Annotated in this window: 10 protein-coding genes; 8 read left to right on the top strand and 2 right to left on the bottom strand. The window is 73.8% G+C overall.

Going from position 1 to position 13,980, the window contains the following annotated elements; genetic code table 11:
* Positions 1–248 precede the first annotated feature (248 nt).
* From KBX63_RS09190 to KBX63_RS09155, 8 genes are all read left to right on the top strand, one after another.
* Positions 249–1,514 carry an Hsp70 family protein gene (locus KBX63_RS09190; RefSeq protein ID WP_210910553.1) on the top strand — a complete coding sequence of 422 codons (1,266 nt, stop codon included), beginning with the start codon at positions 249–251 and terminating at the stop codon, positions 1,512–1,514.
* Between the two features lie 5 nt (positions 1,515–1,519).
* Positions 1,520–4,096: a LuxR family transcriptional regulator gene (locus KBX63_RS09185; protein WP_210910552.1), complete on the top strand. Its 2,577-nt coding sequence runs from the start codon at positions 1,520–1,522 to the stop codon at positions 4,094–4,096.
* A 43-nt stretch (positions 4,097–4,139) separates the two neighbouring features.
* Entirely contained in the window at positions 4,140–6,125 is a 1,986-nt protein-coding gene (locus KBX63_RS09180) for a nitrate- and nitrite sensing domain-containing protein (protein ID WP_210910551.1), read from the top strand.
* Positions 6,122–6,571 carry a roadblock/LC7 domain-containing protein gene (locus KBX63_RS09175; protein ID WP_210910550.1) on the top strand — a complete coding sequence of 150 codons (450 nt, stop codon included), beginning with the start codon at positions 6,122–6,124 and terminating at the stop codon, positions 6,569–6,571. Before KBX63_RS09180 ends, KBX63_RS09175 begins: the two co-directional genes overlap by 4 nt.
* A complete protein-coding gene (locus KBX63_RS09170; protein ID WP_210910549.1) occupies positions 6,549–6,929 on the top strand; it encodes a DUF742 domain-containing protein in 381 nt (126 codons plus the stop codon). The genes KBX63_RS09175 and KBX63_RS09170 overlap by 23 nt, the downstream gene beginning before the upstream one ends.
* Positions 6,930–7,038: 109 nt before the next feature.
* Positions 7,039–7,743 (top strand): cellulose binding domain-containing protein, encoded by a 705-nt coding sequence (locus KBX63_RS09165; RefSeq protein ID WP_210910548.1) that lies wholly within the window; start codon positions 7,039–7,041, stop codon positions 7,741–7,743.
* A 93-nt stretch (positions 7,744–7,836) separates the two neighbouring features.
* Positions 7,837–9,753, top strand: a complete 1,917-nt coding sequence (locus tag KBX63_RS09160) for a glycerophosphodiester phosphodiesterase family protein (RefSeq protein ID WP_210910547.1) — start codon at positions 7,837–7,839, stop codon at positions 9,751–9,753.
* Between the two features lie 147 nt (positions 9,754–9,900).
* Positions 9,901–10,950: a zinc-dependent alcohol dehydrogenase family protein gene (locus KBX63_RS09155; RefSeq protein ID WP_210910546.1), complete on the top strand. Its 1,050-nt coding sequence runs from the start codon at positions 9,901–9,903 to the stop codon at positions 10,948–10,950.
* A 65-nt stretch (positions 10,951–11,015) separates the two neighbouring features.
* On the opposite strand, the gene KBX63_RS09150 is transcribed toward KBX63_RS09155, so the two are convergent.
* Entirely contained in the window at positions 11,016–12,683 is a 1,668-nt protein-coding gene (locus KBX63_RS09150; RefSeq protein WP_210910545.1) for a glycoside hydrolase family 10 protein, read from the bottom strand.
* 119 nt (positions 12,684–12,802) lie between these two features.
* Complete coding sequence (locus KBX63_RS09145) at positions 12,803–13,879, bottom strand: glycoside hydrolase family 19 protein (protein WP_210910544.1); 1,077 nt, start codon at positions 13,877–13,879, stop codon at positions 12,803–12,805.
* Positions 13,880–13,980: the final 101 nt, after the last annotated feature.

The following is a 13,980-nucleotide window of genomic DNA, read 5'->3' as shown; positions in this document are numbered from 1 at the left end:
GACGTTATTGCGCGGGGGCGATCCCGGACATCGGGGCTCGGCCCGCATCCTGCCCCGCTGCATTAGGGTCTGCGCAACCTCCTACGTTAGGGGGACTGGGGGAAACCGTCCCGGCCAGATTAGGGTCCCGACCAGGGAGCGATCTCTGGTACGAACGTAGGAGCCCGCGGGGTTCGCCGGGGGTGGGCGCCGGGCAGCCCCGACGCGATCGCCACCGGCCGGCCACCTCACGGGGGGAGAAGACACGGATGCCGTACGTCCTGGGGATAGACATCGGAAACACCAACACCGCCGCCGCCGTCGCTCGGCGACACGGCACGACCTGGACGCGTCCCGAGGCGGTCCCCCTGCACGCCGGCTCGACCCTCGTACCGTCGATGCTGCACCTGTCGGAGGACGGCTCGCTGCACGTCGGCGAGCCCATGACCGACGACGGCAGCCGCACCAGCAGAGACTTCGTCCGCCGGATCGGCGACGACGTGCCCCTGCTGCTCGGCGGCGAGGCATGCGCGCCGCAGACGCTCACGGCCGAATTGGCGACGTGGGTGGTGGAGCGGGTGTACGCCTTCGAGGGCGGTCCGGCCGAGGCGATCGTCCTCAGCCACCCGGCGGCCTGGCGCCCGTACCGACGGGATCTGCTGCACCGGGCGTTGTCCGACCTCGGCCTGCGCAACGTGACGCTGCTGCCGCACACGGTCACGGTGGCGGAGAGCCACGCGGCCCGCGGGTTCGCGGGCACCACGGCGGCGGTCTACGCGCTGGGTGGCAACAGCTTCGAGGGGGCCCTGGTGCGGCGCACCCCACGCGGCACGTACGAGAGCTTCGGCGTCCCCCAGGGTCTCGACCCGATCGGCGGCACCGACTTCGACGAGGCGCTGGCCGGGCATGTACGCACCGTGCTGGCCCGGGAGTTGGCCGCCACCGCACGCCGGGGCACCCAGGCCGCCCTGCGCGGGCTCCCTGCGGAGTGCGAGCGGGTCAAGCGGGAGCTGACCGTCGACCTGGCAGCCGACGTGGTGCTGCCCCTGCCGACCGGGCCGGCGCGGATACCGGTGACCCGGGCACAGTTCGAGGACATGATCCGCCCGACGGTGCAGGCCACCGTCGACCTCCTGCTCCGGACCGTGCACGGCGCCGGCCTGGCACCGGCGCAGCTCGACGGCGTCCTGCTCGCCGGCGGTTCCGCCCGCATCCCGCTCGTCACCGAGCTGATCACAGCGGCCCTCCCGGTCCCTGTCGAGGTGGAGCCGGACTCACAACTCACCGCCGCCACCGGGGCGGCGATGGCCGCCTGCCAGGTGGTGTCGCCGCGTCCCCGGCGGCCGGAGCCGGTCCGCGAGCCGGCGCCGGTCTCCGGCGCCGGGGGGGCCGCCGTCCCGGCGACGCGCCGCCCCCACCACGACACCATCGTCCCGGGCGATCCGCCACCCCGCCCCCCGGTCCGGATCCTCCCACTGGAACTACCGAAGGCGTCCCGCCTGGCGCTGGCCCGAAGCCGGGGACGCGAAGGATGACCATAATGATCATGAATGATGTCGCCGAGTCCAGGCTGATCCTGGGCAAGGGGCCGACCGCCCTGCTGGACATGGTCGCGCAGGACCCGACCGGTCCGCTCACCGTCGGCCTGGCCGGACCGGGCGGTCACGGCAAGACCGCGCTGCTCGCGGAGCTGGCCCGGGTGCATCAGCAGGCCGGGATCGCCGTGCGCCTGGGCGCCCCGGAGCCGAGCGAACCGGTCGACCCCGAGGCGCTGGTGCTGGTCGACGACGCACACCTGCTCGACGACGCGCGGCTCGGGGCGCTGCTGCGCCTGGTGGCCGGCCGTCGGCACCGGCTGGTGGTCGCCCACCGCCCGTGGCCCCGGTCGGCGGCCCTCGTGGAGCTGGCCGACGCCCTGCGCCGGGACGGGCGGGCCCTGCTGCTCACCGCGTTCACCCGGGAGCAGACCGCGGCCTACCTCGCCGCCGTGCCCGAGCTGGGCCGGCGGAGCGACCTGGTCGACTTCGTGCACGCACAGACCGCCGGCGTGCCCCGGGACGTCGAGCGGCTGGCCCGCGGACTGCGCGGGCCGGAGACCGTCACCGGCGTCCCGGTCGAGCCGTCGCGGTCCGTCGTCCTGGAGTTCGGGCCGGACCTGGAGGTCCTGCCCGCCGATGTCCGCCGGCTGCTACTCGCCGTCGCCGCGGGTGTGCCGCTGCCGGTGAGCATGCTCGGCGCGCTCCTGGGCCGAGAGCCGGAGGCGGTGGATGAGCTGATCGCGACGACCAGGGCGGCCGGGCTGCTCGGCGCCGACGGCCGGCTCGCGCCGATCGTCCGGCGGGCCGTCACCGCGCTCAGCCCGACCACGGACCGCACCGCCGTCTGGCGCCGGCTCACCGAGTTGCAGCTCGCGCGCGGCGGCGCGGTGCTACCGCTGGTCCGGTCGCTGCTCGCGGTCGGCGTGCTCGGTGACTGCCCGGCCGCCACGTTGGCGGCCGCCGCGGAGGAGGCGCTGGCCGATGAGCCGGCCTTCGCCGCGGAGTTGTTCGCCGCCGCCACGGCCGCCGGGTGGCCGGCCAGCGCCCGGCAGGCGCTGGCCGCCGCGCTCGCCGGCAACCTCGACGGCGCCCTGCGGCTGGCGGACCGGCTCCTGGCCGCGGCCGCTCCCGCCGACCGCACGGAGGCCGCCATCGTGGCCGCGACCGCCCTGGCGCACCGCGGTCACGCCGACCGCAGCGTGGAGCTGTACCGGTGGGCCGGCACCTCCTCGTCGCTGGCGTTCGCCACCGTTGGCGGGCTCGCCACCGGCGACCTGTCCGCCGCCACCGAGCCGCCGGCGGGCGACCCGGCCGGCGGGCCACCCACGCTGCACGCCAGCGCCGCCCGGCTGATGGCCGACGGGGTACGGGAGAGCGTCACGGGCACGCCGACCGCCGCGCTCTCCGCGCTCGTGCAGGCCGCCGCGCTGCTGGAACCGGACGGGCGGGCCGCACTCCTACCGGACGGTCCCGCCGCGCTGGCTGCCCTGACCGCCGTGCACTGCGGTGAGCTGGAGATCGCCGAACGGGTGCTGCACCGGGCCCTGGCGGCCGGTGTCGGCGGCCCGCTGATGGCCCGCCGTCACCGGCTGTTGCAGGCCTGGATCCTGATGGTCCGGGGCCAGACACTCGCCGCGGCCGAACACCTCGCCACGGTGGCGGTCGACGGGCGACCGCTGGAGTCACGCGACCAGCTCTTCGCCGCCGCGCTGCAGATGGGCATCGCCCGGCGCAACAGCGATCTCGGCGCGCTCAAGCGGGGTTGGGGGCAGGCGCTGGAGGCGGTCGTTCGGCACCCCGTCGACCTGTTCGCGCTGCTACCGCTGGGCGAGCTCGCCATCGCGGGCGCCCGGCTGGGCGACCTGGCCCGGCTGGAGCCGTACCTGCGGGAGGGCCGCGCGCTGCTCGGCCGGCTCGGGGAGCCGGCACTGTGGAGCGTCCCGCTGCACTGGAGCGGGCTGCACGCCGCGATCCTGACCGACGAGGCGGTGGCCGCCGACGAACACGTCGCCGCCCTGCTCGCCGCCGCCGGCCACAGCCGGTACGCGGCCGTGGTCGCCGCGGCCGCCGAGAGCTGGGTGGAGGTGCTGCGGGGGGTGGTCGACCCGGTCCGGGTGGAGGCCGCCGCCCGAGGGCTGCACGACACCGGGCTGTGCTGGGACGGCGCTCGCCTTGCCGGGCAGGCCGCGATCCGCACCTCGGACCGGCGGGCGATGACCACCCTGCTGGAGTGCGCCCGAGTCCTCCAGGGCCGGCCGGCCGGCTCCAACGGCGGGCAGCGGCCCGCCACCGGCGAGAGCGCCACCCAGGTCACCGACGCCACCACCGGCCCCACCCAGCAGGGGCTCAGCGACCGCGAGTACGAGGTGGCCGAGCTGGTGCTGGCCGGGCTGACCTATCGCGAGATCGGCGACCGGCTCTTCATCTCGGCCAAGACCGTTGAGCACCACGTGGCCCGGATGCGCAACCGGCTCAACTGCGCCAACCGCACCGAGCTGCTGGCGCTACTGCGCACCATGGTCGCCGACCGTGCCAGCAACGCCGCCGGCCAGCCGTGGCCGCAACGGACGGCCCGATGAGGCGGCAACGCGGTGGACGCGGCCGGACCGCGCGGAGCGGAACGTGACGCGGCCCGAGGACCGGCGGATGCGGACCCGGCTCGTCGCGTTGGCGGCCGTGCTGGTCACGCTCTGGTCGTACGCGGCCTACCTGAGCGTCCAGGACGCGGCCGACCTGCTCCGGGTACGGACCCTGGCGGACACCCTGGGCCAGCCCATCGATCGGCTGATCCTGAGCCTCCAGACCGAACGCCGGCTCACCGCCGAGACGATCGCCGCGGCTGGGCGGCCCGGAACCGCGCTCGCCGGGGCACGTGCGGGCACCGACCGGGCGGCCGCCGAGGTCCGCGCGTTCACCGAGGGCCGCGACCTGCGGCTGCTCACCGCCGGCGCGGTCCGCGACCGGGCCGACGAGCTGGGCCGGCGACTGAACAGCCTGAGCACGGTCCGGTCCAAGGTGGACGCCGAGCAGCTCGACCGCGCTGAGGCGGTCGACGGGTACGACCAGCTCGTCGACGCCGCCTTCGCCGTGTACGGCCCGGAGTGGGGCGCGTACGAGAGTGCGCTCGCCGCCGACACCCGGGCGGTGATCGCGCTGGCCCGCGCCCGCGAGCTGCTGGCGCGGGAGGACACCCTGGTCAGCGCCGCCCTGGCAGGTGACCGGATCTCCTCAGACGAGCGGCGCCGCCTCGCCGACCTGGTCAGCAACCAGCGGTACGCGGGCGCCGAGGCGACCGTCGGGCTGTCGGCGGACGGCCCGGGAGACCATCAGCGGCTCACGGCGGGCCCGCAGTTCGCGGACCTGCTCGCCCTGGAGGACGCGCTGCTGCGGACGAACAGCGCGAAACCCCTGAGCGGAATCACCAGGCCGGCCTGGCGGGCGGCGGCGGACGCCGCACTCGGCGCGCTGCACGAGTTGGTGATGACGACCGCCCGCAGCAGTGTCGAGCGGGCCACGCCGGGCGCCGCCGTGATCGTCGCGCGCACCGGCGCAGTGGTGGGGCTCGGCCTCATCGCGGTGATCGTGGTCCTGCTGAGCTGGGCCGGCACCGTACTCCGGTTGACCGACCAGTTGGCCCGATCGGGCACCGACCGCCGCCGGCAGCAGCCACCGGTCGGCGCGGCGCCGGCCCGACCCGACGTCACAGCGGGCATCGAGACCCCGGTCCAGCCCGGGCAGGCCACGGCGACGGAGCGCGCCACGCGGGACCTGTTCCTGCGGCTCAGCCGCCGCAACCAGGTCCTGTTACGCGACCAGCTCAGTCTGCTGGACGGTATGCAGCGGCGGGAGCGAGCCGCCGAGGAGACCGACGAGCTGTTCCGGCTGGACCACCTCACCACCCGTGTCCGACGCAACGTGGAGAACCTGATCGCCCTGGCCGGCGCGACGCCAGCCCGCCGGTGGCGGCGCCCGGTGCCCCTGCTCGACGTCGCACGCGGTGCGGTCGCCGAGGTGCCGGACTACCACCGGGTCCTGATCGCCCCGCACTGGCCCTGGTCGCTCGCCGGCCCCGCCGTCACGGACGTCATCCACCTGCTGGCCGAGCTGATCGAGAACGCCCTCGCCTTCTCGGCGACGGAGACCACCGTCCGGGTCGCCGGTGAGCACCGGCCGCAGGGCTGCGCCATCCTGGTCGTCGACGACGGCCCGGGGCTGGACACGACCGCGCTGGCCGAGGCGAACCACCTGCTCGGCGACCCGCCCCCGGACGGCCCGCCCGCCGGCCCGGCCGGGCTGTACACCGCTGCCGTGCTCGCCGCCCGCTGTGGCGCACGTGTGTCGTTGCGTCCCAGCCAGCGCGGCGGGACGGCCGCGATCGTGCTCCTTCCGGCCAGGCTGGTCACGGTCACCGGCGTCGGACCGGCCGCGCCGCCCCTCGACGCCGCGCACCGGCCGGCCCGGGCCGCAGCCGGCGAGCCGGGCCCGAGCGGCCACGGCGAGCTGCCGGTGCGGACCCGCCAACCCGGTCCGACCGGGTCCGAACCCGGCACCACCGGCCCCGACACCGTCGAGCTGCCGGTCGCGAGAGCAGCAAGGAGACATCGATGACGCATGCAGTGGTCAGCGGAGACAGCCTGACCGGCGCCCTGGACCGCCTGGTCGACCGGGTGCGCGGTGCGCAGTTCGCCGTGGTGCTCTCTCCGGACGGGCTGCCGCTGGGCGGGTCCCGGCATGTCGAGGCGAAGCTGGCCGAGCAGATCTCCGGCGTGGTCGCCGGCCTGCTGGCGTTGGGGCTGGCCGCCACCCGGACCTGCGACGCGGGCGGGCTGCGCCAGATCGTGGTGCAGATGTCGCGGGCGTTCCTGTTCGTCGCCACCATCCGCAACGGGACCATCCTCACCGTTCGGATCGCCGGCGACGACGTCGAGATCGGGGACATGGCGTACGAGGTGGCGCTGTTCGTGGGGCAGGCCGAGCGGCACCTGCCCGTCACCCTGGAACCGGCCTCCGCGGCGAGGAGCGGGGACACAGGTGTACACCTCCGACACCGCTGACGAGGCGTGGTACGACGACGACGCCGGGCCGGTGGCCCGTCCCTACACGATGACCGGCGGGCGCACCGCGACCGACCGCGGGCGGTTCGACCTGATCTCACTGGTCGTCGCCCGGCGGGGGGTCACGCCTGCTGTGCCGCTCTTCCCCGAACAGGCGCGGATCGTCGAGCTGTGTCACCATCCAGTGTCGGTGGCTGAGGTCGGCGCCGAGTTGGACCTGCCTCTGGGGACCGTCCGGGTTCTCCTCGGTGACCTGCTCACGGCCGGGCTGATCGAGACGCACGAACCGCCGACGCTGTCGGAGCTGCCGACCGCGGACCTGCTTGAGGCGATACTCGTCGGGCTTCGCGCGCTGTGACCGGGACGGGTGGCACCCCCGCCCGGGGGTGCGCAGGCGCGTGTCCGGTGACGAATTGAAGGGGAGACAGGTAGTGCCGGCAACACCGCCCCAGCCACGGCGAACTGTGGTGATCATTCTGCTGGACCGGATCGTGGCCATCGCCGCTGCCGTACGGCGGGTGCTCACCGGCCGGGGCGACGTCTCGCGGGCCACCTGGGTGGCCGTCATCGCGGCGCTCGGGGTGCTGATCGCCACGGCGGTCTCCGTCATCGGCGTGCTGCGCACGCCGGAAGGGCTGGCGCCGGTGGCCCTCGATCCGCCGCCATCCGCCGACCAGGTGGGCACGCCGCCAACCGACACGCCCCGGGCGGGGCAGGCGAAACCGGCGGCCACCAGCCCGACGAGGCCCGCGACCCCGCAGGCCACGGCAACTTCACCGACCCCGACCCCCGTGCCGTCGACCACGCCCACACCGACCCCCGCGACGGCTCCACCCACACCGGCCGCCCTGCGCGCCGACTTCGCCATCGCCGAGAATTCGCTGCTCAGCTACGGCGCCGCGGTGACGATCAGCAATCCCGGCCAGGTGCCGGTAGCGCAGTGGAAGCTGGCCGTCACCCTGCCCCGGGAGTCGCTGCGCGTCAGCTCGGTCGAGGGCGCGCAGGCCAGCCAGGACGGTGCGGTGTGGACGTTCGTACCCGACGGGAGCACCGGGCAGGTGCCCGACAGCACCTCGGTCCGGGTGACGTTCCGGGTCGACGGCTCGTCGATCGGCTCCGCCCCCACGGCGTGCACCATCGACGGGGTCGCCTGCACCGGCCTGCCGGACTGAACCGCCTCCCCGGGCGCTGCGTACATCCAGGGTTCGAGCGCCAGCCACGCTCGATTGATCATGAGTTCGGGTGCGCTTCCTACCGTCCCGACCATGACTGTCCTATCCGCATCATCGCCGCTCGGCCGCGCCGCGACGAGGCTCGTCGCGGCGCGTACCCGGGCCGCCGCCACCATCGCCGCGCTCACCGTCACCGGCGCTGCCGTCGCGGTGGCCGTCGCGACGTCGTCGCCCGCCACCGCCGAGCCGGGCGACGTCGTCGTCTCGGAGAACTTCTCCTCCGGATCGCTGCCCGCCGGTTGGAACGCGGTCGACGGCGCCTGGAAGGTCGAGAACGGCCGCCTGTACGGAACCTCCGCCAGCTCGGGCGAGAACAACATGATCACTTTTGGCCGGCACCTGGCCGACTTCCGGCTTGAGGCGACCATGCGCTTCGAGTCGGTCTCCGCCGCCACCCGATGGGCGTCGCTCGGCATCGACGTCCCGGCCGACGGCGCCACCCCGTGGTGGATCGCCACCATGCGCAGCGGCACCACCGCCGCCAACGGTCTCGAGTTCGCCCAGCGGACAACGGCGAACGCCTGGGTCGTGACGAACACCGCCTCCGCCCCGTACGCCGCCGGCACCGGTCGGGACGTCCGCGTCGCGGTCGAGGTGCACGGCAACCAGGCCCGCTGGATCTTCGACGGGCGCGAGGCGATGCGCACGAACAGCCTCCAGCGCTCCCCCAACGGCGTCCAGGCGCTCTTCGTCAACGGCGGCACCGTCTCGTACGACGACGTCACCGTCACCGAGCTGCCGCCGAACGGCTACATCCGCCCGGAGGACAGCCCGTTCACGGTGATCGCACACCGGGGCGCGTCCGCCGCCGCCCCGGAGAACACCCTGGTGGCGCAGGAGATCGCGCGCAAGGGCGGCGCCGACTGGATCGAGAACGACGTCCAGCCGAGCAAGGACGGTATCCCGTTCATCCTGCACGACGGCACCGTCGACCGGACCACCGACGGGACCGGCAACATCCGCGACCTGACCGCCGCGCAGATCAAGGCGCTCGACGCCGGCTCGTGGTTCGGTCCGCAGTACGTGGGCGAGCGGGTACCGACCCTGGCCGAGCAGCTCGCGGACCTGCGTACGCGGGGTGGCAGCCTGCTGCTGGAGATCAAGGGCAGGCACACCAGGGCCGAGGTCGCGACGATCATCCAGGTGATCCGGGACGAGCAGATGATGGGCCGGGTCTTCGTCCAGAGCTTCGAGGTCGACGCCCTCAGGTACACCTTCGAGCTCGCTCCCGAGCTGCCGCTCGGTCTGCTCCGCAGCAGCCTCGACGCCGATCCGGTGGCGATCTCCAGGGAGCTGCACCTGACCGCGTACAACCCGGACGGCAACGCGCTGCTCGCCAAGCCGGAGGTCGTCGCCCCGCTGCACGCCGCCGGCGTCGCCGTGATGGCCTGGACGATGGACTCCGGCGGTCTGTGGCAGCGGTTGGAGCGGATCGGCACCGATGCGGTCATCACCAACCGCGCGTCCGAGTTGGCCGGCTGGAACTCGGCGTTCATGCAGCAGGCCCCGGCCGACCCGACCGTGCGGATCACGTCGCCCGTCGACGGGGCACGGCTCGACCGGGCCCAGTCCCCGGTGATCGCGGTCGCCGCCACCAACGCGGACAGCGTCACCGTCACGCTCGACGGCAGGACGTCGGCCGCCGGGCGCAGGCTCGACCTGGCCAAGCTGACCGCGGGCCGGCACACCATCCGCACCGAGGTGACCGGCCCGGAGGGCACCGCGACCGCGACCAGCACGTTCACCGTGACGGTGAGCCAGGCCGGGCTCGGCTACCTGATCCTCACCTCCGGCGCCGAGCCGGCCGCGATCAACGCCATGACGGTCAAGCTGGTCCACGCGCAGTACGCCGAGCTGGCCACCTACGTCGACCGGCAGGCCGGCAAGCTGGTGCCGGCCGCGGTCGCCAGTGTCATCGCCGCCGACGCTCGGACCCTCGCATTGAAGTAGTCCGTCGCCACGCGGTGAGTCCCCGCCGTCGGCCGCGGCGGCGGGGACGCTCGTCGCCGTACACGTCTCGCGCCGGACAGCCGGTCCACCGGCGTCCAGGTGGGGTGGGGCCTTCGGTCGGTCCGCCGGCGTGTGAGGATGCGGCGCATGCGTGCCGTGATCTTCGACGAGTTCGGTGCCCGACCCGAGGTCCGCGACATCCCGGACGTGGTGCCGCCTCCCGGGGGCGCGGTCATCCGCGTCGAGGCGACCGGGTTGTGCCGCAGCGACTGGCACGGTTGGCAGGGACACGACCCCGACATCCGCCTGCCGCACGTCCCCGGTCACGAGTTCGCCGGCGTGGTCACGGCGGTCGACGCCGGCGTACGCGGGTGGCGGCCCGGCGATCGGGTCACGTCGCCGTTCGTCTGCGCCTGTGGGCGGTGTCCGACCTGCCTCGCCGGTGATCAGCAGGTCTGCGAGCGGCAGACGCAGCCCGGCTTCACCCACTGGGGCTCGTTCGCGGAGTACGTGGCGGTGCGGGACGCCGACGTCAACCTGGTGCGGCTCCCCGACGAGCTGGACTACCCGGCCGCGGCGGCGCTCGGCTGCCGCTTCGCCACGGCGTTCCGGGCGGTCGTCGGCCAGGGGCGCGTCGCCGCGGGCGAGTGGGTGGCGGTGCACGGTTGCGGCGGCGTGGGACTGTCCGCGGTGATGATCGCGGCGGCCTGCGGCGCGCGGGTGGTGGCGGTCGACGTCGCCCCCGGCGCGCTCGAGCTGGCCAGGAGCTGCGGGGCCGCGGTCTGCCTGGACGGCAGCGCCCTGACCGGTCCCGGCGCGGTGGCCGCCGCCGTTCGGGAGGCGACCGGCGGCGGCGCGCATCTGTCGCTCGACGCGTTGGGCAGTCACGCCACCTGTGCCGCCTCCATCGAGAGCCTGCGCCGGCGAGGCCGGCACGTGCAGGTCGGTCTCCTCCCCGCCGCACAGGGCCGACCGGCCCTGCCGATGGATCTCGTGATCGCGTTCGAGCTGGAGCTGCGGGGCAGTCACGGCATGGCCGCGCACACCTATCCGGAGCTGCTCCGGCTGGTCACCGCCGGCGTACTACGCCCCGCCGAGCTCGTCACCCGCACCATCGGCCTCACCGAGGTGCCCCACGCGCTGGCCACGATGGATCGGCCCGCCCCCGGCGGGGTGTGCCTCATCCAGCCTCGCTGAACGGCCGTATCGCACCTGCCTCCCGGCCCGGACGGTGCCGAGCCGGCCACGGTGACGGAGGCCGTCTACGGCGATACCGGCGCCGCCGCGCTGAGTGGGCCCTCGTTTCCGCTGCGATCCAGCGCGGACACGCAGTAGGTGAGCGGACGGTCGGCCGGGGCGGTGCGGTCGACCCACCCCGTACCGCGGACGGTGCCGACGAGCCGGGCCCCGTCGCCATCGACCCGGTAGACGGCGAAGCTCGCGGCGTCCTCCCCGCGCCAGGTCAACGCCACCCCGCCGGTGTCCGCACGCCGCACGCCGGTGACCTCGGGCGCGGCCGGTGGCGCCGCCGGCAGCTGCGCCATCGTGGGCACCAGCGCCGGGCCGGCGTAGTGCGCCGCGCTGTACCGGCCGACCGCCCCGAGCTTGTCCGCACGCACCTGCCTGGCGCTGAAGTGCACGCTTCCGCTCACCCCGTGCCGGCGGTTGAGGGCGAGCTGGCGGTCCAGCTCGCCCGGGTCGCGCCAGGCGCCGCGCTCGCCCACCCGGTAGTCGGCCTGCCCGATGTAGAGCTGCACCCGGGTGCCCTTCACCGTGGCCGCCCACCACGGCAGGAGCTTGGCGTAGTCGGCCTTGTCGAACCCGATGTGCCAGTAGAGCTGCGGCACGACGTAGTCCAGCCACTGCTTCCGCACCCAGAGTCGGGTGTCGGCGTAGATGTCGTCGTAGCTCTGCAGGCCGGCTGTCGCGGAGCCGGCCGGGTCGGTGCGCTTGTTGCGCCAGATGCCGAACGGGCTGATGCCGAACCTCACCCACGGCTTGATGGCCTTGATCCGCTCGCTCATCTCCCGGACCAGCGTGTTCACGTTGTCGCGGCGCCAGGCGTCCTTGTTGGCGAACCCCCTGCCGTACCGGGCGAACGCCGCGCCGTCCGGGAAGTCCTGTCCGGCCTCGGGATACGGGTAGAAGAAGTCGTCGAAGTGCACCCCGTCGACGTCGTACCGCTGGACCGCCTCCAACATCGAATCCTCGACGAAGGCGCGCGCCTCAGGAATTCCCGGGTTGAAGTAGAGGCGGCTGCCGGGCCGGTCGGCGCTGGGGTAGGTCACCACCCAGTCGCGGTGCCGCCGCAGCGGGTGTGTCGGCGCGAGCTGGTCCAGCCTGGGCCCCGGCCCGCCGACAGTGGCCGGCTGTCCGCCACGGTACGGGTTGAACCAGGCGTGGAACTCGAGGTTGCGGGCGTGCGCCTCGGCGACCATGAACTCCATCGGGTCCCAGCCCGGGTCGCGGCCGTCGCGGCGTCCGGTCAGCCACTCCGACCACGGCGCGTAGCTGGACGGCCAGAGCGCGTCCCCGCTCGGCCGCACGTGCACGAATACCGCGTTGTGGTTACGCCGTACGGCAAGGTCCAGCCAACCCCGGAACTCGGCCCGCACCGTCTCGGCCGGCAGTCCGCGACGGCTCGGCCAGTCGATGTTGTTCACGGTGGTGATCCACATGCCACGCAGCTCGCGGGTCGCCCGGGCCGGTTGGCCGGCGCAGGTGGAGGTGCCGCCCGCCGGGCCGGCATCGGGCGCCGTGCTCAGGGCCGCCGCACCGCCCGGCAGCGGTGCGCCGCCGTCGCCCTCGACCCGGTCCCACAGCGACCAGGCGCCGACCGCGACCACCATGACGAACGCGGCGACCACGGCGACGACCGCCCGGGCACGGCGGCGGTGAGCGGAGGCAGGGGGCGGATCGGCGGCGGGCATTGGCCCAGTCTGCCCAGTGTTGCCGGCGGGTGTAACCACTGGCCCGTTACTTAACGATCAGCTAAGGCTGGCCGCTCACCAGGCCTCGTCGCCGCACAGCGACGAGGCCCGGCCACGGGTCAGCAGTACAGGTTGGCTCCGGCCGGCACGCCCAGGATGCCAACGAACTGCTGGTACCTGGTGACGCGGCTCTGCACCTGGCCGGGATTCCCGCCGTTGCACTCGATCGAGCCGTTGATGCTGCGGATGGTCTCGCCGAACCCGGCGCCGTTGACCATCGCGTTGTGGGCGGTCATGGTGCCCGGCCCGTTCTGGGTCATCCAGTACCAGATGGCGGTCTTCCAGGCCACCGCGGCATCGGTCTGCACCAGCCACGGGTTGGTCAGCAGGGGCAGCCCGAGGGCGTTCCCGGCGGCGTTGTAGTTGAAGTTCCAGCTCAGCTGGATCGGCCCGCGACCGTAGTAGGCGGCCTGCCCCGCCGGGCATCCGTACGGCTGGCCGGGGTCGCAGTAGTGCGGGTAGTTCGCGGTGTTCTGCTCCACGATGTGAACGAGTCCGCCGGTCTCGTGGTGCACGTTCGCCAGGAAGGCCGCGGCCTCCTGGCGCTGGACCGTCGCGCTGCCCGTCCTGGTGAACGCCGAGTAGGCGTTGAGTGCGGCGACGAGCCCGGAGTACGTGTAGAAGGAGTTGCGGCTTGGGAACATCTGGTTGAACTGGGCCTCGCTGACCACGAAGCTTCCCGGGTTGGTGGGAGGGTTGGTGGGCGGTGTGCCGCCGCAGGTGTAGGGCTCCCAGTACCAGGTGCTGATGACGGGGTCGTAGCCGGGGTTGTCGTGCTCGGCGACGTAGTAGAGGCCGTTGGTGTACCGCACGATGCTGCCGGTGGCGTACCAGGTGCCGGCGACCCAGTTCGGGTGGTTGCAGCTGCCCGTGGGCGGCGGCGTGGTGCCGCCTCCGCAGGCGCCGAGGTCCTGCCAGACGCCGGTGGTGCCCGGCGGCGCCTCGTTCTGGGTCCACCATTTCGCCTGGTAGTTGCGGCCGTTGTGGGAGACCTGGGCGCCTCCCGTGTAGACGGCCGACGCCTGCCACGATGCCGAACAGGCGGCCGCCGACGCGGCGGTTGACGGGATGACCGCAACCAGACCGCTGGCGAGGGTCAGTGCCGCAAGCGCGATCAGCGTGCGCAGTCTCGTCATGTGATCACTCCTTCCTGGGATCTTCCTGGCCGGAGGCTCGGCCAGATATCGACAGGAGTGACTGTACCATCTTCTGTTCACCTTCTTTACTATTACGGGGA

The sequence above is a fragment of the Micromonospora sp. U21 genome (assembly GCF_018070045.1).
GTDB lineage: Bacteria > Actinomycetota > Actinomycetes > Mycobacteriales > Micromonosporaceae > Micromonospora.
The sequence above is the reverse complement of the archived record's forward strand: the minus strand, read 5'-3'. Positions and strand labels throughout refer to the sequence as shown.

Coding starts and splice junctions, on each gene's coding strand:
- KBX63_RS09190 (WP_210910553.1), top strand. CDS start 249: ATGCCGTACGTCCTGGGGATAGACATCGGAAACACCAACACCGCCGCC.
- KBX63_RS09185 (WP_210910552.1), top strand. CDS start 1,520: ATGATCATGAATGATGTCGCCGAGTCCAGGCTGATCCTGGGCAAGGGG.
- KBX63_RS09175 (WP_210910550.1), top strand. CDS start 6,122: ATGACGCATGCAGTGGTCAGCGGAGACAGCCTGACCGGCGCCCTGGAC.
- KBX63_RS09160 (WP_210910547.1), top strand. CDS start 7,837: ATGACTGTCCTATCCGCATCATCGCCGCTCGGCCGCGCCGCGACGAGG.
- KBX63_RS09155 (WP_210910546.1), top strand. CDS start 9,901: ATGCGTGCCGTGATCTTCGACGAGTTCGGTGCCCGACCCGAGGTCCGC.
- KBX63_RS09150 (WP_210910545.1), bottom strand. CDS start 12,683: ATGCCCGCCGCCGATCCGCCCCCTGCCTCCGCTCACCGCCGCCGTGCC.
- KBX63_RS09145 (WP_210910544.1), bottom strand. CDS start 13,879: ATGACGAGACTGCGCACGCTGATCGCGCTTGCGGCACTGACCCTCGCC.